Source organism: Nocardia sp. MDA0666, from assembly GCF_003023875.1.
Lineage (GTDB): Bacteria > Actinomycetota > Actinomycetes > Mycobacteriales > Mycobacteriaceae > Nocardia > Nocardia aobensis.
In genome coordinates, this window is the sequence record NZ_PYHT01000022.1 from 41,561 (window position 1) to 62,385 (window position 20,825).

General features: G+C 68.8%; 20 protein-coding genes. 8 read left to right on the forward strand and 12 right to left on the reverse strand.

What is annotated here, in order from left to right:
• Positions 1-172: 172 nt before the first annotated feature.
• The 3 genes from C8258_RS25305 to C8258_RS33345 all read right to left on the reverse strand — a co-directional run bounded on the left by C8258_RS25305 (position 173) and on the right by C8258_RS33345 (position 3,214).
• Entirely contained in the window at positions 173-1,141 is a 969-nt protein-coding gene (locus C8258_RS25305; protein WP_030517242.1) for a sigma-70 family RNA polymerase sigma factor, read from the reverse strand.
• Between the two features lie 123 nt (positions 1,142-1,264).
• Positions 1,265-2,851 carry a methyltransferase gene (locus C8258_RS25310; RefSeq protein ID WP_106957324.1) on the reverse strand — a complete coding sequence of 529 codons (1,587 nt, stop codon included), beginning with the start codon at positions 2,849-2,851 and terminating at the stop codon, positions 1,265-1,267.
• 66 nt (positions 2,852-2,917) lie between these two features.
• Positions 2,918-3,214: a DUF3099 domain-containing protein gene (locus tag C8258_RS33345; protein ID WP_051024742.1), complete on the reverse strand. Its 297-nt coding sequence runs from the start codon at positions 3,212-3,214 to the stop codon at positions 2,918-2,920.
• A 396-nt stretch (positions 3,215-3,610) separates the two neighbouring features.
• Here C8258_RS33345 and C8258_RS25320 point away from each other — a divergent pair, with 396 nt between their 5' ends.
• Both C8258_RS25320 and C8258_RS25325 read left to right on the forward strand, forming a co-directional pair.
• A complete protein-coding gene (locus C8258_RS25320; RefSeq protein WP_030517239.1) occupies positions 3,611-3,844 on the forward strand; it encodes a DUF3039 domain-containing protein in 234 nt (77 codons plus the stop codon).
• Between the two features lie 121 nt (positions 3,845-3,965).
• On the forward strand, positions 3,966-5,000 hold the full coding sequence (locus C8258_RS25325; protein ID WP_106957326.1) for a PHB depolymerase family esterase: 1,035 nt from the start codon (positions 3,966-3,968) through the stop codon (positions 4,998-5,000).
• A 69-nt stretch (positions 5,001-5,069) separates the two neighbouring features.
• On the opposite strand, the gene C8258_RS25330 is transcribed toward C8258_RS25325, so the two are convergent.
• Positions 5,070-6,200: a YihY/virulence factor BrkB family protein gene (locus C8258_RS25330; protein WP_233225336.1), complete on the reverse strand. Its 1,131-nt coding sequence runs from the start codon at positions 6,198-6,200 to the stop codon at positions 5,070-5,072.
• A 251-nt stretch (positions 6,201-6,451) separates the two neighbouring features.
• Between C8258_RS25330 and C8258_RS25335 the strand changes: the two genes are divergently transcribed.
• Positions 6,452-8,170 (forward strand): DEAD/DEAH box helicase, encoded by a 1,719-nt coding sequence (locus tag C8258_RS25335; protein WP_232329592.1) that lies wholly within the window; start codon positions 6,452-6,454, stop codon positions 8,168-8,170.
• Positions 8,171-8,225: 55 nt separating this feature from the next.
• On the opposite strand, the gene C8258_RS25340 is transcribed toward C8258_RS25335, so the two are convergent.
• Positions 8,226-8,840: a TetR/AcrR family transcriptional regulator gene (locus tag C8258_RS25340; protein WP_106957328.1), complete on the reverse strand. Its 615-nt coding sequence runs from the start codon at positions 8,838-8,840 to the stop codon at positions 8,226-8,228.
• Positions 8,841-8,942: 102 nt separating this feature from the next.
• On the opposite strand from C8258_RS25340, the gene C8258_RS25345 reads away from it, so the two are divergent.
• A complete protein-coding gene (locus C8258_RS25345) occupies positions 8,943-9,680 on the forward strand; it encodes an SDR family oxidoreductase (protein WP_036503068.1) in 738 nt (245 codons plus the stop codon).
• Positions 9,681-9,692: 12 nt separating this feature from the next.
• Here the strand turns inward: C8258_RS25345 and C8258_RS25350 are convergent, their stop codons facing one another.
• Together C8258_RS25350 and C8258_RS25355 are read right to left on the reverse strand one after the other, a co-directional pair.
• Entirely contained in the window at positions 9,693-10,283 is a 591-nt protein-coding gene (locus C8258_RS25350; protein ID WP_106957329.1) for an SWIM zinc finger family protein, read from the reverse strand.
• A gap of 1 nt (position 10,284) precedes the next feature.
• Entirely contained in the window at positions 10,285-11,997 is a 1,713-nt protein-coding gene (locus C8258_RS25355) for a DEAD/DEAH box helicase (protein ID WP_369974814.1), read from the reverse strand.
• Between the two features lie 125 nt (positions 11,998-12,122).
• On the opposite strand from C8258_RS25355, the gene C8258_RS25360 reads away from it, so the two are divergent.
• Complete coding sequence (locus tag C8258_RS25360; protein WP_106957331.1) at positions 12,123-12,893, forward strand: TetR/AcrR family transcriptional regulator; 771 nt, start codon at positions 12,123-12,125, stop codon at positions 12,891-12,893.
• 64 nt (positions 12,894-12,957) lie between these two features.
• Here the strand turns inward: C8258_RS25360 and C8258_RS33350 are convergent, their stop codons facing one another.
• A complete protein-coding gene (locus tag C8258_RS33350; protein WP_030517230.1) occupies positions 12,958-13,152 on the reverse strand; it encodes a hypothetical protein in 195 nt (64 codons plus the stop codon).
• A 430-nt stretch (positions 13,153-13,582) separates the two neighbouring features.
• Between C8258_RS33350 and C8258_RS25370 the strand changes: the two genes are divergently transcribed.
• The 3 genes from C8258_RS25370 to C8258_RS25380 are packed head-to-tail and all read left to right on the forward strand — an operon-like array spanning position 13,583 to position 15,638.
• The gene (locus tag C8258_RS25370) at positions 13,583-13,957 is read left to right on the forward strand and encodes a DUF952 domain-containing protein (protein WP_106957367.1); all 375 of its coding nucleotides are present in this window, start codon (positions 13,583-13,585) and stop codon (positions 13,955-13,957) included.
• 15 nt (positions 13,958-13,972) lie between these two features.
• Positions 13,973-14,455 carry a cation:proton antiporter regulatory subunit gene (locus C8258_RS25375; RefSeq protein ID WP_036503064.1) on the forward strand — a complete coding sequence of 161 codons (483 nt, stop codon included), beginning with the start codon at positions 13,973-13,975 and terminating at the stop codon, positions 14,453-14,455.
• A 4-nt stretch (positions 14,456-14,459) separates the two neighbouring features.
• A complete protein-coding gene (locus C8258_RS25380) occupies positions 14,460-15,638 on the forward strand; it encodes a cation:proton antiporter (RefSeq protein ID WP_063014600.1) in 1,179 nt (392 codons plus the stop codon).
• Here C8258_RS25380 and C8258_RS25385 read toward each other — a convergent pair.
• The 4 genes from C8258_RS25385 to C8258_RS25400 all read right to left on the reverse strand — a co-directional run bounded on the left by C8258_RS25385 (position 15,603) and on the right by C8258_RS25400 (position 20,752).
• Positions 15,603-16,469 (reverse strand): rhomboid-like protein, encoded by an 867-nt coding sequence (locus C8258_RS25385; protein ID WP_199195847.1) that lies wholly within the window; start codon positions 16,467-16,469, stop codon positions 15,603-15,605. The genes C8258_RS25380 and C8258_RS25385 overlap by 36 nt on opposite strands.
• A 136-nt stretch (positions 16,470-16,605) precedes the next feature.
• Positions 16,606-17,457 (reverse strand): MHYT domain-containing protein, encoded by an 852-nt coding sequence (locus C8258_RS25390; RefSeq protein WP_106957332.1) that lies wholly within the window; start codon positions 17,455-17,457, stop codon positions 16,606-16,608.
• A gap of 220 nt (positions 17,458-17,677) precedes the next feature.
• Positions 17,678-19,267, reverse strand: a complete 1,590-nt coding sequence (locus C8258_RS25395) for a Na+/H+ antiporter (protein WP_106957333.1) — start codon at positions 19,265-19,267, stop codon at positions 17,678-17,680.
• A 96-nt stretch (positions 19,268-19,363) separates the two neighbouring features.
• Positions 19,364-20,752 carry an RNA polymerase sigma factor gene (locus tag C8258_RS25400; RefSeq protein WP_106957334.1) on the reverse strand — a complete coding sequence of 463 codons (1,389 nt, stop codon included), beginning with the start codon at positions 20,750-20,752 and terminating at the stop codon, positions 19,364-19,366.
• Positions 20,753-20,825 lie beyond the last annotated feature (73 nt).

The following is a 20,825-nucleotide window of genomic DNA, read 5'->3' on the forward strand; positions in this document are numbered from 1 at the left end:
TTCGGAGTCGCGGCAACGGGATTCGCGCCGGGGGATCGATACAGCACGCCGGCCGACGGATGTGCCCCGGAGGGGGAAGGGCACACCGGCGTCGGCCGGCGCAGCGGAGGTGACCATCCGGTCACCGGGATGGTGCTGGGCCGGATTCCGGGCGGCCCAGCGTCTGTGTGACCTAGCTGGCGTAGGCGCGCAGGCGGTCCGCCCGCTCACCCTTGCGGAGCTTGGCCATGACTTCGCGCTCGATCTGGCGCACGCGCTCGCGCGAGAGACCGAACAGCTTGCCGATCTGGTCGAGGGTGCGCGGCTGGCCGTCGTCGAGGCCGAAACGCAGCCGGATGACCTGCTGTTCGCGCTCGTCGAGGGTGGCCAGCACGCTGCGCACATCGCGGTGCATGAGCCCGGCGATGACGGCGCTCTCGGCGGAGGTCGCCTCCGAATCCTCGATGAAGTCGCCCAGCGGGGCTTCCTCGTCGTTGCCGACCGGCATGTCCAGGCTCACCGGGTCGCGGCTGTGGTCGAGCAGATCGGCGATCTTCTCCACCGGAATACCCGATTCGGCCGAGAGTTCCTCGTCACTGGCTTCGCGGCCGAGCTGCTGATGCAGTTCGCGCTTGATCCGGGCCAGCTTGTTGACCTGTTCCACCAGATGCACGGGGAGGCGGATGGTGCGGCTCTGATCGGCCATACCGCGGGTGATGGCCTGCCGGATCCACCAGGTGGCGTAGGTGGAGAACTTGAAACCCTTGGCGTAGTCGAACTTCTCCATCGCGCGGATCAAACCCAGGTTGCCTTCCTGGATCAGATCCAGCAGCGGCATACCGCGGCCGGTGTAGCGCTTGGCCAGCGATACGACCAGGCGGAGGTTGGCCTCCAACAGATGCTGACGGGCGGCCTGACCGTCGCGGACCAGGATCGCCAGATCCCGCTTGCGGGTCGCCGAGAGCCGCTTGCCGGTCTCCAACAGGTGTTGGGCATAGAGGCCCGCCTCGATGCGCTTGGCCAACTCGACCTCGTCGGCGGCCGTCAGCAGCGCGGTCTTACCGATCCCGTTCAGGTACACACGTACCAGGTCGGCTGCCGGGCTCTGGGCGTCGAGGTCCGAATCGATGGCGCGCACTCCAGTGGTGGCGGGGCTTGTCATGACTTGCCTCCTGTCGGTGGTGTCTCACTCCGAACAACGGACCCGACACAGGGAAAGTTCCCCGACTTGGCGCCGATAAACCGTGCTGAGCTGCGGCTTTCGCAACCTCCGTCTGAGAAGTTCTTAAGAAGGGAACTCCGTGGACATGGGGGAGGGCGCGGGGACGCGCGCGGCGTCGGCCGGGGTCGCGTCGAGTTCGTCCGGTGTGATCAGTCCGTGACGGACCAGTCCGGTGACCGCCGACAACGCCTCGGCTCGGAATTGCGGCGTCGCGGTGGTTCCGGTGTGGCCGATTGCGAGCAATTCGACCAGTTCTTCCAACGGCAGCCCGTCGGGCCGCATTCCCGCGAGCAACGCCGCCAGCGTGTCGTCGATCTCGTGCTGCCAGCGGGGGCCGTCACCGCGATGCAGCCGGAGCACCCGCTCCTGCCAGCCCTCGGCGCCCGGCAGCAGGACGCGTTCGAGCGCGGTCGCGGCGTCGACGGTGAATCGCGCACGCCAGGCGACCTCGTTGTCCGCCAGCACCGTCCGCAGCCACGCCGAACGGCGGAAGTAGGCCGGCGCCTCCGCGCCGAGCGGGTCGTCGAAACCGTGGTTCAGATCCTCGGCCAGGACCTCGGTGGGCCCGTCGATCGCGCGCAGATAGACGAAGCCGAAGCCGATGCCTTCGACCTGCGCCGCGTCGAAGGCGGCCAGCCACTGCTCGGCCCGCCGCTGTGCCTCGGGGTCGCGCGGATCCAGTCCGGCATCGCGCAGCCACGTGCCGACATACAGTGCCGGATCGGCCACATCACGCTGCACGATCCAGGCGTCGACCCCCTGATCGGGCAGCCAGCTCGCCACTCGGCTGCGCCAGTCCGCATCGCCGGCGTGCACCCAGGAGGCGAGCATCGCCGCGGTACCGCCCGGGTTCAGCAGACCAGGCGCCTGCGAGACGACCAGTTCGCTGGCACCGTCGAGCGCCAGGCCAGAATCGCGATAGGTGTGCTCGATCCGGGCCGGCCCGACCACGAACGGAGGGTTGGCCACCACCTGATCGAAGCGGCGTCCGGCGACCGGCTCGAACCACGAGCCCTCGACGAACTCGATGTCGAGGTCGTTGAGCGCGGCGGTCGCCTCGGCCAGCCACAGCGCGCGGCCGCTGACATCGGTGCCGGTCACCGTCTTCGCATAGCCCGCGGCGTGCACCGCCTGCACACCGCAGCCGGTGCCGAGATCCAGAACGGATCCGACGGGATCGGTCGGCGTCGCGCGCAGCAGCGACAGCGACGCCTGGCCCACGCCCAGGACGTGGTCGGCGCTGAGGGTGCGCCGCCGCATCGAGTCGTCGAGATCCGACAGCACCCAGCGGGTGCCAGAACCCAAATCCAGGGGCCGCAGGTCCAGGGCGGCGCGGATCGAATCGCCGTCGCGCTCGAGCAGGCCCGCGGCGAGGGCCCGGTCGATGTCGAGCGGGGCGAAGGCCGCGGCCACCTCCCGTTCGGGCAGGGCGTCGCCGAGCAGCAGCAGCCGGATCAGCGTGCCGAGCTCACCGGCGTCGCGCGCGGCCCGGCGCACCGGTACCGGCTCGGAACGTCCGAGAGCGGCGTGGGCGTCGGCGCCGATGGCCTCGAGCACGGTGTCGGCGTCGTAACGGACCCGGCTCAGCGCGGCGCGCAGCGCGGGTGCGAGGGCGGTGAGCAGGGAGGCGGTGGTCCGGTCGGCAGGCACACGAGAACTCTGCCACCTGGTGCGGGGCGCCGCTCTCGCCGGGTCCGGGCAGGTCGCCCGTGTCGTTCAGCCGTCGATGGAACGGTGCTGTCCCGATTCGAGCGCTTTCGCCGCGCGGCGCTCGTCCCATCGGCTGGGCTCGTCCTTGCTGCGCGGGGGCCGGTCGTTCGCGATGAGTACGGCGATCCAGGGCAGCGGGATGGAGACGCCGATGATGGCCAGCGAGATCAGCGCATTGCTCCACAGGCCGTACGCGGCCGCCGCCAGCACCAGGCAGGGAATGCGGAAACCCATCAGGATCATGTAGCGCTTCACGCGGGCGCGGTGCTGCTGGTCCAGCGAGGGTGCGGCCTCGGTGATCAAGACCGGATGCTTGTCCTCGCCGGGGAAATAGCCGGTCGAGGCGCGGGTGGGGCGGGGGACCGAACCGGGTGGCCGGCGTTCGAACGTCGCGCCCGAAGGCCGCGCATCGCCCGGCGCCTCCGAGATGTCCGGAGTCTCGGCGGTATTCGCGGAGCCGCCGGGTTCGGCCGCGCGCGCGTCGTCGTGCTCCGAACCGACCCGCCCCGGGCCCGACGTCCGGGACTCGGGCGGTAGATCGGAGGAGTCGCCGTCGCGCTGCATACGTCGAGTCTTCCACTCCGCATGATCGAATGCACACGCGCCTGCCACCGTGCAAGCACCGCCGATCCGCGGATGTTCGATGAGGTTGGCGACACCTGCTCACCGGCCGCGCGCGCCGATGGCAGAATCGATGGGGTGAGCACCGACACCCTGGTTCGTCCGGATACGACCACCGACGAGACGACCGACAGCGATACTCCCAAATTCTTCCACTACGTGAAGAAGGACAAGATCGCCGAAAGTGCCGTGATGGGCACGCATGTCGTGGCGCTGTGCGGCGAAGTGTTCCCGGTGACGCGCTCGGCCAAGCCCGGCTCGCCGGTCTGCCCGGACTGCAAACGCATCTACGAAATGATGAAGAAGGACTGAGCTTGTAGGACGGATCGAGCGGCCGTTCCGGTCCGTCTCGTCCGTCTGCGCCCGCGCCTGCCGCGCTTGTGTGATCATTGTTCTCTTCGGTGAGAACGATATTCCGCAAGGTGGGCAGTACATGTATATAGCGACGTCCCGGTGGTTTCGCACGGTCTCGTCCATCGCGGCGGCACTCCTGACGGCTGCCGCCCTCTCGACCGCGGCCACCGCTCGTGCCGGCGAACCGGAGAACGTACCGGCTCAGCCCTCGCCGGGATGTTCGGCGTCGCCTCCGACCGGCACCTCGATCGAAAGCTTCGCGGCGGCCGGGAAATCCGGGACCTACATTCTCGACGTTCCCGCCGCCACCGCACCGCTGCCGCTGGTCGTCGATCTGCACGGCTATCTGGAACCGGCCGCCCTCGAGTATGCGGGCACCGGTCTGGGGTCCTTCGGCACAGCCAACGGATTCGCGACGGTCACGCCGCAGCTGGACGAACCCGGGGTGCCACGGTGGGATTTCGGCGAGCACAGCGCCGATATCGCGTATCTGTCCGACCTGCTGACCCATGTCGAGGCGAACCGGTGCGTGGACGAACGCCGCGTCTATGTGACCGGGTTGTCGATGGGCGCCTTCACCACCTCGTCGCTGGCGTGTCAGCTCGCGGATCGGATCGCCGCGGTGGCACCGGTGGCCGGACTGCAGGACTTCGCGTGGTGTGATCCGGTTCGCGCGGTCCCGATGGTGGCCTTCCACGGCACCGAGGATCCGATCGTCGCCTATACCGGCGGTGTCGGGCCCAATGCGAAATACCTGCCCTCGGCCGACGGAACGGGGTCGGCGGCTCAGCGCGGCGATACGCGGCCCAGTGGGGTGGACGGTCCCGGACCGGTGAGCATCCCCGAGCAGGCGGCGGCGTGGGCGCGACGCGAAGGATGCGGGACCCAACCGCAACAGCAGCAGGTCGCCCCGGACGTCGTGCGCTACACCTATCCCTGCCCGGAGCAGACGGCCGTGCAGTTGTACGCGGTAGTCGGCGGCGGCCACACCTGGCCGGGCACCGCGTCGGTGATCTCGCCGGAACCGCTGGTCGGCCGCACCACGACCGCGATCAGCGCGAACCGGATCATCTGGGACTTCTTCCGAGACCATCCGCTGCCCGCCGGGAAGTGAGGTACGCGCCGATCGAGGCGGATCCGATGGCGATGGTCCGAGTGCCGGCGCAGGGTCGGGCGTGGCCGGTTATCCCGCGGGGCGGATTCGGCCGTGGTCGAGAACGGACGGTGGACGGGTGTCGGCGCGGTAGGCAGAACCACCGGCGGGATCCTCGGGGCGGACGTCCCGAGGCAGGCCGTCCGAGTGTTGCGGATCCGCGGCTTTGGGGTCATCGGACCGAGTCAACGGCAGATCCGAGGGCGGTTCGTTGTCGCTTCGCGCTGTCTCGATCTCGTCGTCGCTGCCGTCGTGCCGGTGCTTGCGTCGGGCCCACCAATCTTTGAACTGTTCGAACCGGGTCGCCCGGGCCGGCCAGAACTCCTGCACGGTGGCATTGAACTCCGCGCCCAGAATCACCGCGAACGCCAGGAAGAACGTGAAGAGCAGGAAGGCGATCGGTGTCGCCAGCGCCCCGTAGCTGACGCCGGCCCGCGCCGCGTAGGTCAGATAGCGGCGCAGGATGTCGCTGGCCGCCATGAAGAAGATGCCGGCCACCAACGCCCCGCCGAAGAGCCGATGCCACGGCAGCGACCGGTGCAGCGCCAGTTTGTACAACGTGGTCAGGCCGACGATGAGCAGCAGCCCGGCCGCCGGATAGTAGAAGGTGTCGATCAGGCGCAGCCCGGGTTCGCGCCAGTTCGGTGGCAGCGTGCGCCCGATCAGGGTCGGACCCAGAGCCACCAGCGGCAATACGAATACGGCCGCCACCAGGAACAGCAGATACAAGCCGAGCGCGAAGATCCGCTGCCAGACCGGATGGCGGGCATCGGCCTGGCCGTGCGCGGCGACGATGGAATCGACGAAGGTCGCCATGGCCGAGGACCCCGCCCACAGCGACAGCACGAAACCCACCGACACCACCGCACCACGGCCGCGCTGGAGAACGTCGCGCACGGTCGGCGCGATCATCTCGTCGACGACGTTGGCGCTGAACAGGTTGCGGCTGAAGCTGACGATCTTGCCCTCGACGATATGGACGGTGTCGGGGCCGAACAGTCCGCCGACGTAACCGATACTGCCCAGCAGTCCGAGCAGCAGGGGCGCCAGCGAGAGGGTCTGCCAGAACGCGGCGGCGGCCGATTTGGCGAAGATCGAATCTCCCCACGCCTTCTCCGCGACCCGTGTGATCACCTGCCAGATCCGCCGCAGCGCGGCCATGACTCGACCGCGCAGCCGCTGCCAGGAGCGCGCTGCGCCGGACGTCGAGGCCGGTCGGTCGGAACACATCGTGAGTACAGCATTGCCCACCGAGGGCGTCACGGCAGCAACGGGCCGCGAACGTGTCGTCAGTGTTCTGCCGCACAGGCGCGCGGTGATCTGCGAGGTGAGCCGGGCCGTCGCCGGATTCGTGGCAGATCACGTGGTGTCGAATTGGCTAGGTGTCGGTGCCGGTCGCTACTGTCTGTCGAGTGACTTCGGGTGGTGGCGGTTCGTTACGAGCATGGCAGCGCAGAGCACTCACCAGATATCTGACGACCAAACCACGTGATTTCCTGGCTGTGGCGACGCCCGGCGCGGGTAAGACCACGTTCGCGTTGCGGCTGGCGACCGAGCTGCTCACCGACCGCACCGTCGACCAGGTCACCGTGGTCGCGCCCACCGAACACCTCAAGCATCAGTGGTCGGCGGCGGCGGCGCGGCTCGGCATCCAGCTGGATTCGAACTTCTCCAACAGCACCGGCGGCACCTCCGGCGATTTCCACGGCGTCGTGGTCACCTACGCCCAGGTCGCCTCGCATCCGTTCAAGCATCGGGTGCGGACCGAGAATCGCCGGACCCTGGTGATTCTCGACGAGATTCACCACGCCGGCGATGCCAAGAGCTGGGGTGATGCGGTGGCCGAGGCGTTCGGTGACGCCACCCGCCGCCTGGCGCTGACCGGTACTCCCTTCCGCAGCGACGATTCGCAGATTCCGTTCGTCAACTACGAACCGGACGAATCCGGTTTCCCGCGGTCGAGTGCCGACTACACCTACGGCTATTCCGAGGCCCTCGCCGACGGTGTGGTCCGGCCGGTGGTCTTCCTCGCCTATTCCGGTGAGGCGCAGTGGCGGGACAGCGCGGGTGAGGAGTATTCCGCCCGGCTGGGTGAACCGCTGAGTGCCGAACAGACCGCGCGCGCGTGGCGTACCGCCCTCGATCCGGCCGGCGACTGGATGTCGAAGGTGCTGACCGCCGCCGACACCCGGTTGCGGCAGTTGCGCGCCACCGGCATGCCCGATGCGGGCGGCCTGGTGATCGCGACCGATCAGGAGAAGGCTCGCGATTACGCCGAACTGCTGGAACATATTTCGGGCAGCAAACCGGCGGTGGTCCTCTCCGACGACCCCACCTCCTCCCAGCGGATCGGGGAGTTCGCCAACAGCACCGATCCGTGGATGGTCGCGGTGCGCATGGTGTCCGAAGGTGTGGACGTGCCGCGTCTGGCCGTCGGCGTCTACGCCACCAGCGCCTCTACCCCGCTGTATTTCGCCCAGGCCATCGGCCGTTTCGTGCGTGCGCGCCGGACGGGGGAGACCGCGAGCGTCTTCCTGCCGTCGGTGCCGGTGCTGCTCGATCTGGCCGCCCAGCTCGAAGTGCAGCGCGATCACGTCATCGGCAAACCGCATCGGGAGAAGAACGCTCTCGACGACGAGCTGCTGATCGACGCCAACAAGCAGAAGGACGAGCCGGGCGAGGAGGAACGCGCCTTCGTCGCCCTGGCGGCCGACGCCGAACTGGATCAGGTGATCTACGACGGCGATTCGTTCGGTACCGCGACATTCTCCGGCAGCGACGAGGAGGCCGACTACCTCGGCATTCCGGGCCTGCTGGACGCCGAGCAGATGCGGGCCCTGCTGCGCGACCGCCAGACCCGCCAGATCCGCGAACGCAGCGCCGTCTCGGTGGCCGAGGCGCCCGACGCAGGCCCCTCCGCGGCGGCCGCGGCCGAGCGCGTCGCGACCGCCGACCGGCTGGGGGAGTTGCGGCGCGAACTCAACTCGCTGGTCGCCATGCATCATCACCGCACCGGGAAGCCACACGGGGTGATCCACGGCGAGCTCCGGCGCGAATGCGGCGGACCGCCGACGGCACTGGCGACCGCCGATCAGTTGTCCCAGCGCATCGCGGCGTTGCGGCGCATGTAGCTATCGCCGCTGCGGTGAAAAGCCTCGGCCCGCAGCGTTTTCGGTCGTCGGCGCGTCAGCGCTGTTCGGCGGGCGTGGATTCCGGCCAGGCCTGCAGTGCCCGGTCGATCGTCCGGCCGAGCCGGTGCAGGTCCATTCCGTCACCGGCCTGCACCGACAGTCCGAACAGCACGGCGGTGTAGAAGTCGGCGAGACCGTCGATATCGGCATCGGCCCGCAGGTCGCCGTCGTGGATGCCGCGATCGAGTCGTTGCCGCACCGCTTCGGTGGTGTGGCGGCGGCACTGCGCGAGCAGATCGCGGACCGCGCCGTGGCGAGGCCCCGCCGTATTGCCCGCGACCACCACCAGGCATCCGCGCGGCGTGGCGGGGTCACAGTAGGCGGCGGCGTTGTCGCACAGCATCGCCTCCACGGCCGCGCGAGCGGTGGGCGCGGTCTCGAGCGCGCGGGCGGTGTACCCGCCCTCGGTGCGCCCGTAGAGTTCGACGGCCTCGCGGAACAGCTGCTCCTTACATCCGAAGGCGGCGTACAGGCTGGGGGAATTGATTCCCATCGCGGACGTCAGATCGCTCATCGCGGCGCCCTCGTAGCCGTGTTCCCAGAACACCTCCATCGCGCGCCGAAGCGCGATGTCGCGATCGAATCCGCGAGGTCGTCCGCGTTCGGCCATCGAATCCTCTTTCTGTGTCGATCACTAAATATATCTCTTGACGGCTGTGGGTACGACCTGCTTGTCTATTTCTGTATTGATCGACACAGAATTGGAGTGCAGATGAGCGAGTCGACCACCGTGGCTCTCGTGACCGGAGGCAGCCGAGGCATCGGTGCCGCGATCGCGCGGCGGCTGGCCGCCGACGGTGTGGATGTGGCGCTGACCTACCGCGGCGGCGCCGAGGCGGCCGAGGCGGTGGCCGCCGATATCCGAGCCCTCGGGCGGCGCGCGATCGCGGTGCGCGCCGACAGTGCCGATGCCGGGCAGGTCGCCGCGGCGGTCCATCGCACCGCCGCGGAACTGGGCGGGGTCGACATCCTGGTCAACAACGCGGGCATCTTCCCGGCCAAGCCGTTCACCGATTTCACCGTCGCCGAGATCGACGAGGCGCTGCACATCCATGCCCGGGCGGCTTTCGTCGCGGCGCAGGCCGCACTCGCGTACATGGGCCGCGGCGGGCGCATCATCAGCATCGGCTCGAATCTGTCCGAACGCGCGCTGTTCGAGGGGCTGACGCTCTACAACCTCAGCAAATCCGCCCTCAACGGATTCACCCGTGCCCTCGCCCGGGAACTGGGCCCACGCGGAATCACGGTCAATCTCGTCCAGCCGGGCTCCACCGACACCGATATGAACCCGGCCGCGTCCTCCCACGCCGAGAACCAGTTGCGGCATTCGGCGCTCGGCCGCTTCGGCGAGGCCGACGACGTCGCGGGCGTCGTCGCCTTCCTCGCCGGCCCGTCCGGCGCCCGGCTGACCGGGGCGACCCTCACTGTCGACGGCGGTACCAACGCGTGACTCCCGCGCCGCCTAACCGGCAGAGGGTCGCCGCACCGGCTCATCCGTCGCCATGCCGGTGAAAAACGTTGCGGGGTCGAAAGAATCGAGCGGTGTCCACCGCGCGGGCGGGGAGTCCGCCGCTCCACCCTCCGGCGCGCCACCGGACCGGTAGCCCTGCAGATCCAAGGACAGCCAAGGGTTTTCGTCCACCGCCCGGGCGAGGGCGTAGCAGGCCGCCAGCAGATGCAGGCAGCGTGGATTGCGGGCCGGGCACGAGCAGTCGGTCGCGCCGAGGCGTGGTATCGGGGCCAGCCCGGCGGCGGTGAGGACGGCGTGCACCTCATCGGTGAGTTGGACCAGGTGCGCGGGAATGTGCTCGGCCATGGCGTTCACCACCGACACCGGCAGCGGTGCGATCTCCAGCAGTGTCACCGACGCCTGCCCGCCGCGGTGGATATGCGCCGAGACCGTCGTGCCGTGGACATCCAGGCGGACGCCGCCGTTGCGGGCGATACTGCGGGCCCGGGGCAGCAGCGGCTCGGGACGTGCGGTCCGGATCGGCTCGGCCAGGCGCACCCAGCCCATACCCCACGGCGTATAACCGAATTCGTTGTCGGGCATGTCAGTTGCCTCGCTTCCGGCGCAGTACCGCCAGCAGATGGTCGTCGTCCAATCGGGCCAGCCGCGCCACCGCCGACCGTCCGTCGCCGGCGCCGAGTCCGGCCAGCGCGGATTTGCGATCGTGCATGCCGGCGATATGTTCCTCGACGGTGGTGGCGCTGGTCAGTGTGGTGATCGTGACCGGGCGGGTCTGCCCGATGCGATGTGCGCGGTCGGACGCCTGCGCCTCGACCGCTGGATTCCACCAGCGGTCGTAGTGCACCACGTCCGCGGCGCGGGTCAGGGTCAGGCCGGTTCCGGCGGCGCGCAGGCTCAGGATCAGAATCGGCGGGCCGTCGGCGCTCTGGAATGCCGTGACGATCGCGTCGCGCTCGGCCTGTGACAGGCCGCCGTGGAATACCGGCGCCGCCACACCGAATCGCTCGGCGCAGTGTCGTGCCAGCAACTCGCCGGTGCGCCGATACTGTGTGAAAACCAATGTCGGGCAGTCCAGTTCGAGGTTGTTGGCGAGGATGTCGGAGCAGACGTCGAACTTCCCGCTGCGTCCGGTGAGCTCGTCGACATCGCCGGTGACCAGCCCGGGATGGTTGCAGACCTGCTTCAGGGCGGTCAGCGCGGCCAGCACGCGCGCATTGCGTTCGGCGCCCACACCGAATCCGTCGGCCTCGGCGCGGTCGAGCAACTCGTCGTAGAGGCGCTGCTGTTCCGTGGTCAGATCGCAGACCAGATCGGTGTGGATCTTCGGCGGTAAGGTCGCGGCGACCTGAAGTTTCCTGCGGGCCAGCACGATCGGCTCGATGGTGTCGTGCAGTCGCCGCACGGCCGCGGTGGAGCCCTCCTCGATGGGCCGGACGAAGCGCCGCCGGAACTGTGCCTTGTGGGTGAACGCGGCGGGCGTGACCAGATTGAGCAGTGCCCACAGTTCGTCGAGATGGTTCTCCACGGGCGTACCGGTCAACGCGACCCGCGCTCGCGCGGATACGCCTCGCGCCGCCCGCGACACCTGCGTGCGGGGATTCTTCAGCACTTGTGCCTCGTCGAAAATCGCGGTGGCCCACTCGATATCGGTCAATGTCGGCCCGTAGCCGCGCAGCGTCGGATATCCGGTGACGATCACCGCATCGGGTGCGAGATCGCCGAGCTCCCCGCCGCGCCACGCGGTCGGGCGTAGTCCGGGCGCGAAGCGGCTGATCTCGTGCACCCAGTTGCCGACCAGCGAGGTCGGGCAGACCACCAGTTGCGGACCGTCGTCGGCGCGTCCGAGCAGAAAGCCGATGGCCTGCACGGTTTTTCCCAGGCCCATCTCGTCGGCGAGCACCGCGCCGCCGTATTCTGCGGTCGTCCGGTGCAGCCAGGCGATCCCGCGCGCCTGATAGGGCCGCAACCGCGCGCGCAGGGGCTCGCGCAACGCCCGCACGACCTCCTCGGTGTCGCGGTAGGCCCGCACCGCCCGGTCGGCGGAGACGATCGCGGTGGCGGCCGCATTGGGTACGGCGTGGCCGGCGGCGGGCAGCAGCTCCGGCCCGCCCGCCTCCCGCGCGACGCGCTGCCAGGCCGACAGCGACGAACCGGGGTGGCCCACCTCGACCGCATCGAGCCGATCGGCGTCGAACACGGCGCAGGCGACCTCGCTCACTTCGATCGCGGTGCCGTCGGGCTCCGGCACGGCGAGCCGGACGGTGTCGCGCGCGCCGTGCGGCGGGGGTTCGGTCACCCGGCCGGCCCAGTTCCACAGGGCGAACGCATGGCGATCGGGCAGATAGGTGGCATGTGTGGTGTGCAGAGGACCCTCGCTTATCTACGTATAGCGTACGGAGTATTATAACCCCGTACGGTGTAATGAGATTCCCGAGGAGTGTGGTGGCACAGAAATCCGCGTCCGACCGGGCGCGACAGGTGATCGCACTACTGTGGCGCCGCGAACTCCCGGCCAGGCCGGTGTTACGCGGCCCGAAGCAGACGGTCGAGGTCGACGAGGTGATTCGCGCGGCGGTCCGCATCGCCGACCGCGACGGCTACGGCGCGGTGTCCATCCGCGCGGTGGCCACGGCGCTCGGGCTGGGCCCGATGAGTCTCTACACCTACGTACCGGACAAGCAGGCGCTGATCATCGCGATGGTCGACTGGGTGGCCGGCGAGGACGCGTCGATCGATCCGGCCGCGCCGCTGCGCGAGCGTCTGGCCGCGATCGCTCGCGGCGTGCGTGCCGAACTGCTCGCGCATCCGTGGCTGCTGGAGGTGCCGCCGTGGCGGCTGGATCTGGGCCCGGGGCGGCTGCGGCGCTACGAACGGCAGTTGCGCGCGCTGGAAGGGGCGGGGCTGACCGATGTCGAGATGGATCGGACGATCGCCGTGCTCTCGGATTTCGCGACCGGCAATGCCCGCACCGCGGTCGCGGCCCGGCGTGAAGCCGATGAGATGAGCGATGCGCGGTGGTGGGAGGTGTACGGGCCGCTGCTCACCGAGGCCATGACGGGCCAGTCGTTTCCGCTCGCGGAGCGGGTGGGTACCGCGGTGGGGGAGCAGTATCAGGCGCCCGGAGATCCCGATGGCGCCTTCGAGTTCGGGCTGGGGCGTCTGCTGGACGGGCTCGTACCCGGGCCGGTGTGACCGGAGACACGAAAAGGGCGGCCCGAAGGCCGCCCTTGGCTGACAGTGGACGTGAGGAGCCGGCCTATAGTGCCGGTGCCGACTCTGTATCGATGACTGCCTCCAGCTCGCGCAGGCGCTCCATGTGCTCGTTCGCGTGGTGTTGGCAGAAGAGCAACTCGCCACCGGCGGGAAGTGTCGCGCGCACGCGCGCGGCCGCCCCGCAGCGGTCGCAACGATCGACCGCGGTCAGTGGGGTGCTTGTCAGTGTTCCTGGCATGACTCCTCCGTCCTGGCTCCCGGCGCAGAAAGCCGTTCGCCTGGTGTGGGGCCCACGGTCCCTTCCGCGGGCTCGCTACCGCTACTTCCCAGCAGTGGCTGATGACTACTCTGTCAGACGTTCGGGACGGGGGCTTTGTTCCCGAAGATGTTTGTATGTGTTTTCCCTAACATGACCAGGTATTTCGCTGTCGGCGAACACCATGGCCATCCTTGGGAACCTCGGTTCACCACCTGTGGTTCAACACTTCGGAAAAAGGCCGATCCAGTTGTCTGATCGCAGATTACCCGCGCCCACCGACAATCAACCGCTCAATCAAACGTCCGCTTCGTTCCTTTCGGCGGGTCGCGCGCGCCACGCTGGGTATGGTGCTGCCGTGACTGCCGACAACGTTGCCGCCGCCGCCGAGACCGAGAACATCAACGGGCGCATGCTGGTTCACCTCTGTACCCCCGCGGAGTGGGAGCAGGCGCAGCGGATCGGCGAACGCGTGGCACCCTCGCTGGAGAGCGAGGGGTTCCTTCATCTGTCCGCGCCGCATCAGGTGCACCTGCCGGCGAACCGGCTGTTCGCCGGTCGCGACGATATGCTGCTGCTCTGGGTCGACGTCACCCGCCTGACCGCGCCGCTGCGCTGGGAGCCGGGTGTGCCCGGCGATCCCGGTTCGATGCGCTTTCCGCACCTCTACGGCCCACTTCCCGTCACGGCGGTGGTGCGCACCAGTTACTATGCCCTTGATGGAAAAGGGACATTTCCGGCGCTCACCGCTGATCCGGATCAGTGGCCTGCCTCTCGAAGTGCTTGATCTAGGCTGGATTTCGTGAACGTCGATGTGACACAACTGCCCGGAATTGGCGTCCGTAAGGACTTCGAGGCGCGGTCCGGTCGCCGGATCGGAGTGGTCGCGCATCGCGACGGTGGCATCGATCTCATCGTCTCCAAACACGACGATCCCGACGACTGCGCCGCCCAGGTACCGCTCACCGTCGACGAGGCGGCCGTGCTCGCCAATCTGCTCGGCGCGCCGCAGCTGGTGGAGAAGCTCAAGGACGATCATCGCGATCTGCCGGGCATCACCACCCGCCAGCTCCCGATCGGCGACGAATCGCCGTATTCGGGGCGGGCGCTCGGCGACACCCGCATACGCACCCGCACCAAGGCGTCCATCGTGGCCGTGATGCGGGCGGGGCAGATCTATCCCTCGCCCGGTCCGGACTTCGTGCTCGTCGCGGGCGATCTGCTGGTCGTGGTCGGAACCCCGCAGGGCCTCGACGAGGCGCTCGAGATTCTGACCGGCGGGTGAGCCGGTGGAGTCGACCGCACTAGCCCTGTTCGAGCTCGGAGCGGTCCTGTTCGCCCTCGGTGTCCTGGGGCGCGTCGCAGGGCGTTTCGGCATGTCCCCGATCCCCCTCTACCTGCTCGGCGGCCTGGCCTTCGGCGACGGCGGTGTGCTGACCGTCAAGGCCGCCTCCGAATTCGGCCATCTCGCAGGCGAAATCGGCGTCGTCCTGCTGCTGTTGCTGCTCGGCCTGGAATACACCGCACCGGAACTGGTGTCGGGAATGCGCAAGTCCTGGCTGGCGGGCCTGCTCGACATCGTGCTCAACGCCACGCCCGGCGCGGTGGTGGCGCTGCTGCTCGGCTGGGGGCCGACCGGCGCGATCACCCTGGCCGGCGTCACCTACATCTCCTCCTCCGGCATCGCGGCGAAGGTGCTCAACGACCTCGGCCGGCTCGGTAACCGGGAGACGCCGGTCGTGCTGTCGGTCCTGGTGTTCGAGGATCTGGCGATGGCGATCTACCTGCCGATCCTGACCACCATCCTGGCCGGTGTCGGCTGGATGGCGGGGTTGCGCTCGCTCGCGCTCGCCCTGCTCGTGATCGCGATCGTGCTGGTCATCGCGCTGCGCTACGGGCGCTTCGTGTCCGCGATCGTGGACAGCAAGGATCGCGAGGTGTTCCTGCTGCAGCTGCTGGGGGCGGCGCTGCTGGTCGCGGGCATCGCCTCGGGGCTGAACGTGTCGGCCGCGGTCGGCGCGTTCCTGCTGGGCATCGCGATCTCCGGGTCCACCGCGCAGAGCGCCGCGAAACTGCTGGAACCGCTGCGGGATCTGTTCGCCGCCATCTTCTTCGTGGCCTTCGGCCTCAACACCGATCCGCACAAGATCCCGCAGGTTCTCGGCTGGGCGGTGTTGCTGGCCGTGATCACCACGCTGACCAAGATCGGAACCGGCTGGTTCGCGGCCAAGCGGCAGGGCATCGGCCGTCTGGGTCGTGCGCGCGCCGGCGCCGCCCTGGTGGCCCGCGGTGAATTCTCGATCGTCATTGCGGGACTTGCCGTTTCGGTGGGGGCGGTGCCGGGCAAGCTGGCGGCGCTGGCCTCGGCCTACGTTCTGCTGATGGCGATCCTCGGACCGGTCGCGGCGCGGGTGGTGGAACCGGTGGTGCGCTCAATGCAGCGTCGATTCGCTCCGGCCGTCGGCTGAGGGCTGGTCCTCCCGCACCAGGGGGCCCGCCGGCGCCACAGGAGCGATCGGCCCGGATGCGGTGTCGCCCGGCCGGCGCCGGGTGCTCGCCGGCCGCTGGTCGCGGATCCGCTCGAGTCGTCGCGACAATGCCACCGCGACCGCCCCGACCGCGAAGCCGATGCACAGTGCTGTCAGGTGGCCGTAGTCGGTGAACGTGCGCCCGTGCCAGGCGGCGAAGCCGAACCAGGCCAGCAATCCCCCCGCCCATACGGCCCGGGGCGTGCCGCGTAGATGGAAGCTCAGTGCGGCCAGCACCGAGGTGGAGCCGTAGGAGGATCCGACATCCGAGGCGACCGCGATGCGCAGCGGGATCAGGTCGTGATGCACCGCGAAGGCGATGCCGGTGACCACGATCATCGAGGCGCCGACATGGCCGCAGGCGAACACCATGATCCAGCGCAACGTGCCCAGCCAGCGTTCGGCGAAGGCCATCACGGTCAGGAAACCGAGGATGATCACCCACGGAAATCCGCCGTCGGTCCAGAACGCGGACGCGACCAGCACCTGCACCGGCTCGCGGCGCATGTTGTGCAGATTCGTCGAGGCCGACAGGATCAGCCGATGCCCGGCGAAATCGCTGATCCCGCGCAGTGTCCACCAGGTGACGAACAACGTGAACGCGTAGGCGCAGGAGGCGGGCGCACCGGCCAGATGGTCGTGGACGGCCTTCCCGGCCCGGTAGATCCGGTCCGGGCCGTGCCACCAGTCCAGCAGTTGCCGCCGCCCGGCGTCGAGGTCGAGAGTCCGGGTCCACGGAGACCGGTAGTGATTCATTGCGGAGGGCGCCACGTATGCCAGTGTCGCCCGCGCCGGGCTGCTGCGCCCACCGACCCGCGTAATCCGATGCCGCGGGTTCGCCTCGCGGCGGATTCCTGCGAGCGAGCTGTGCGATCACCGGATTGCGCGGGGTTCACGACCGCGGTCGTTATCGACGGTGCCGATGCGTCTCGTCGGCGGGGTGCTCCTCACGGGCGAACGGCTCGGCCGCTCGGGGTCCGGACTCGGCGCTGCTCGGCCAATACCGGCTCGCGCGCTGCCCACGGATACGCGACAGATCCGGTTCGTGGATATCGGTGATGCCGACCTGCAGGAACAGCAGCAGCGTCACCATGCTCACGCCGATGATCAGAGGGGTCAGCAACTCGTTGGCCTGGGCGCCCGACGGTGCCTGCATATGGTCGGCCATATGGGCCTGCATGGCGTACATACCGGTGTAGTGCATACCGCAGACCGCGACGCCCATGATCATCGCCGAAACGATGGTGGCGAGCAGCCCCTCCACGTGCAGCGCGAACCACAGCGCCGCGGTCGCCGCCACCACCGCGATCACGATGGAGACGATGACCGGCCAGGGGTCGTAGTGCATCGCGACATCGGTCTTCATCGCGTACATGCCGGCGTAGTGCATCGCGGCCACACCCAGTCCGGTGACCGCCCCGCCGGTCACCAGGGCGGAGGTGTCGCCCTGCCGGCGGCTCACCAGCGACAGGCCGATCCACACCACGACCACCGCGATGGCGGCGCTGATCAACGTGATCGGGATGTCATAGCGAATGGTCGCCCCGCGGACCGAGAAACCCAGCATCGCGATGAAGTGCATCACCCAGACGCCCGTGCCGCCCAGGGCGACCGCCGCGGTGACGATCCATCCGCGGTGCCCGGGGTTGGCTCGGGCGCGCACCATGCAGCGCAGCGCGAGCAACGAACCGATGACGGACATGAGGTAGGCCAGTGTGGGTGTCAACCACCCGTAGGTGAACTGGTCGATCTGAAGCATGCGGACTCCTTGCCGAAAGTGCGTCACCGCATCCCCATGCCGGTGACCGTCCGCACATTAGCGATATACTCGCAGGTAGTAAATTTCCCGAACGTTAGTCCTGGAAAATAGCTGGCGTTTGCCGGAGCTCGAGCCCAGTTCACATCGGCGGTTCGCCCGACCGGTCGCCGATCGCCGTCACCTGTTCAGGGGACTCGACCGCGCCGCGAGCCCCGCAATCTCACAGCAGCGGCGGCGGGCGCAGATCCAGTCGGCGCATCACCCGATCCACCAGATCCGGCGGCATTCCCGGTTCGCGCCGGGCCGCCAGGGCTTCACCGCGCCCGGCGTCGAGGACGTCGTTGCTGATCGTGCGCAACTTGCCGGTCAATCGCATGGCGTGCTCGACGGCCTTGCTACCGTCGGCGGCCTCCGCCGCTTCCGGATCGGCGCGCATCAGCCGGCGTTCCACGGTGTCGCGCAGCCGCTGATACACCTCGTCGGGCAGATCCTCGTTGTCGGCGATCTCCTCCAGCCGGGCAAGTTCCGCCCGCAGGATCCGCGTCCACAACCGCCGCTCCATGGCCCGTTCGACCTCGGTATCGGCCTTCACTCCGGTCCAGCGGGCCACCCAGGGCAGCGTGGGTCCCTGCAGCAGCAGTGTGAACAGCACGACGACGAACGCGATGAACAAGACCTCGGTGCGGCCGGGAAAGTCCGCCCCCGAATCGGTGGTCAGCGGCAACGCCAGCGCCAGCGCGACGGTCACCACCCCGCGCATGCCGGCCCACCAGGTGACCACGGTTTCGCGCCAGGTGTAGGGCTCGTCCACGCGCCGGCGCCGCCACCAGCCGCGGAACAGCCCGGTACTGGCGAGCAGCCACACCAGCCGTAGCCCGACCACCACGCCGACCACCGCCGCCGCACCGCCGAGCAGACGCGGCCAGTTCGGGCCGGTGGTGGCGAGCACCGTGCTCAGCTCCAGGCCTACCAACCCGAAGGCGAACCCGGTGACCAGCATGTCGATCACATCCCAGAACGAATCGCCGACGATCCGGTACCCGACATCGCTGAAATCCGTTGCCGCATCGGTGAGATACAGCGCGCACACCAGTACCGCGAGCACCGCCGAACCGTGTGCGGCCTCGGCCAGCCCGTAGGCGGCGAACGGCAGCAGCAAGCCGAGGGCCACCTGCCACGGCGCTTCGGTCAGCCGCCGCATCATGGCACTGCCGGCCCAGCCGAGCGCGAGTCCGACCGCCACCGCCACCACCGCGGAGACCACGAAGTCGATCGCCGTCCGCCACGCCGAGAATTGTCCGGTCACCACCGCGTGCACCGCGACGTCGTAGAGCACCACGGCGGTCACGTCGTTGAACAGGCCCTCACCTTCGAGCACCGCCACCAGACGCCGCGGCAGGCCCAGCCGGTCCGCCATAGCGCTCACCGCCACCGGATCCGGCGGCGCCACCACCGCGCCCAGTGCGAACGCCGTGCCCACCGGCAGCGCCGGATACCAGACGTGGAAGATCGCGGCGACCGCGGCCGCGGTGGCCACCACCAGGCCGACCGCGCGCAACAGGATGGCACCCGCGTTGGACGCGAACTGCTGCCAGGAGGTGCGCCGGGCCGAGGCGTACAGCAGCGGCGGCAGGACCAGCGGGAGGATGAGATCGGGCGCCAGCGCGATATTCGGCACGAACGGCAGGACGGCCATGACGAGTCCGAAGACCGTCATCAGCACCGCGGGCGCCAAACCGATGCGCCGGCCCAGCGGCTGCGCCAGGATCGTCGCGAACGCCAGCACGAAAACCAACACCAACTGATCCACGACAGCCCACCCTATGGGGCCGTCGCGGCGATACGCCGGACATAACGACGATGCCGCCGAGGCGGAACCTCGGCGGCATCGTCGGTGGCGTGAATATCAGTCCAGGTAGTCGCGCAGCACCTGGGAGCGGCTGGGGTGGCGCAGCTTGCTCATGGTCTTCGACTCGATCTGGCGGATGCGCTCACGGGTGACCCCGTAGACCTGGCCGATCTCGTCGAGGGTGCGCGGCTGGCCGTCGGTGAGGCCGAAGCGCAGCCGGACCACGCCCGCCTCGCGCTCGGACAGCGTCTCGAGCACCGACTGCAGCTGATCCTGCAGTAGCGTGAAACTCACCGCGTCGACCGCGACGACCGCCTCGGAGTCCTCGATGAAGTCGCCGAGTTGGGAATCACCCTCGTCGCCGATGGTCTGGTCCAGCGAGATGGGCTCACGCGCGTACTGCTGGATCTCGAGGACCTTCTCCGGCGTGATGTCCATTTCCTTGGCGAGCTCTTCGGGCGTGGGCTCGCGGCCCAGGTCCTGCAGCAGCTCGCGCTGGATGCGGCCCAGCTTGTTGATGACCTCGACCATGTGCACCGGAATACGAATGGTGCGGGCCTGGTCGGCCATCGCGCGGGTGATGGCCTGCCGGATCCACCAGGTGGCGTACGTGGAGAACTTGTAGCCCTTGGTGTAGTCGAACTTCTCCACCGCGCGGATCAGACCCAGGTTGCCCTCCTGGATCAGGTCCAGGAACGCCATGCCGCGGCCGGTGTAGCGCTTGGCCAGCGAGACGACCAGTCGCAGGTTGGCCTCGAGCAGGTGGTTCTTGGCACGGTTGCCGTCGCGCATGATCCACTGCAGATCGCGGCGGGTGGCCACCGGCAGCTTCTCGCCCTTGTCGGCGAATTCGCGCAGCTTCTCGGTGGCGTAGAGACCGGCCTCGATCCGCTTGGCGAGTTCGACCTCCTCCTCCGCGTTGAGCAGCGCGACCTTGCCGATCTGCTTGAGGTAGGCGCGCACCGAGTCCGCGGACGCGGTGAGCTCCGCGTCCTTGCGGGCCTGGCGCAGGGCCTCGGACTCCTCTTCGTCCCAGACGAAGTCTCCGGAGGCCTTGTCCTTCTCCGAGGGCTCGTCGGCTTCCTCGTCGGCTTCGGCCTCTTCGTCCTCGGCGGTCTCTTCGACCAGATCTTCGCCGTCCTCGCTCAGATCGTCCTCGGAGACCTCCAGATCACCGAGATCGTCGAGCTCCAGCGACTCGTCCTCGAGGGGTTCGTCGGATTCGTTGTCCGCGCCGGGGGCCGCCTTCTTGGTGGTGGCCTTCTTGGCGGGCGCTTTCTTCGCAGCCTTGGCTCCCGCCTTCTTGGCGGGGGCCTTCTTCGCGGCGACCTTCTTGGCCGGGGCCTTCTTCGCGGCAGCCTTGCGGACCGGCCGTGCTGCGGTGCCTTCTGCGGAGTCGGCAGCTTCGGCCGATTCGGCGGTCTGTCGGGTATTCGTGGCTACCACGTACGCCCTTTCGTGACGGTCTCGTGCGGCGTCACGCCAGAGTAATCATCCGGCGGAGCGGTTCTGTCGGGGT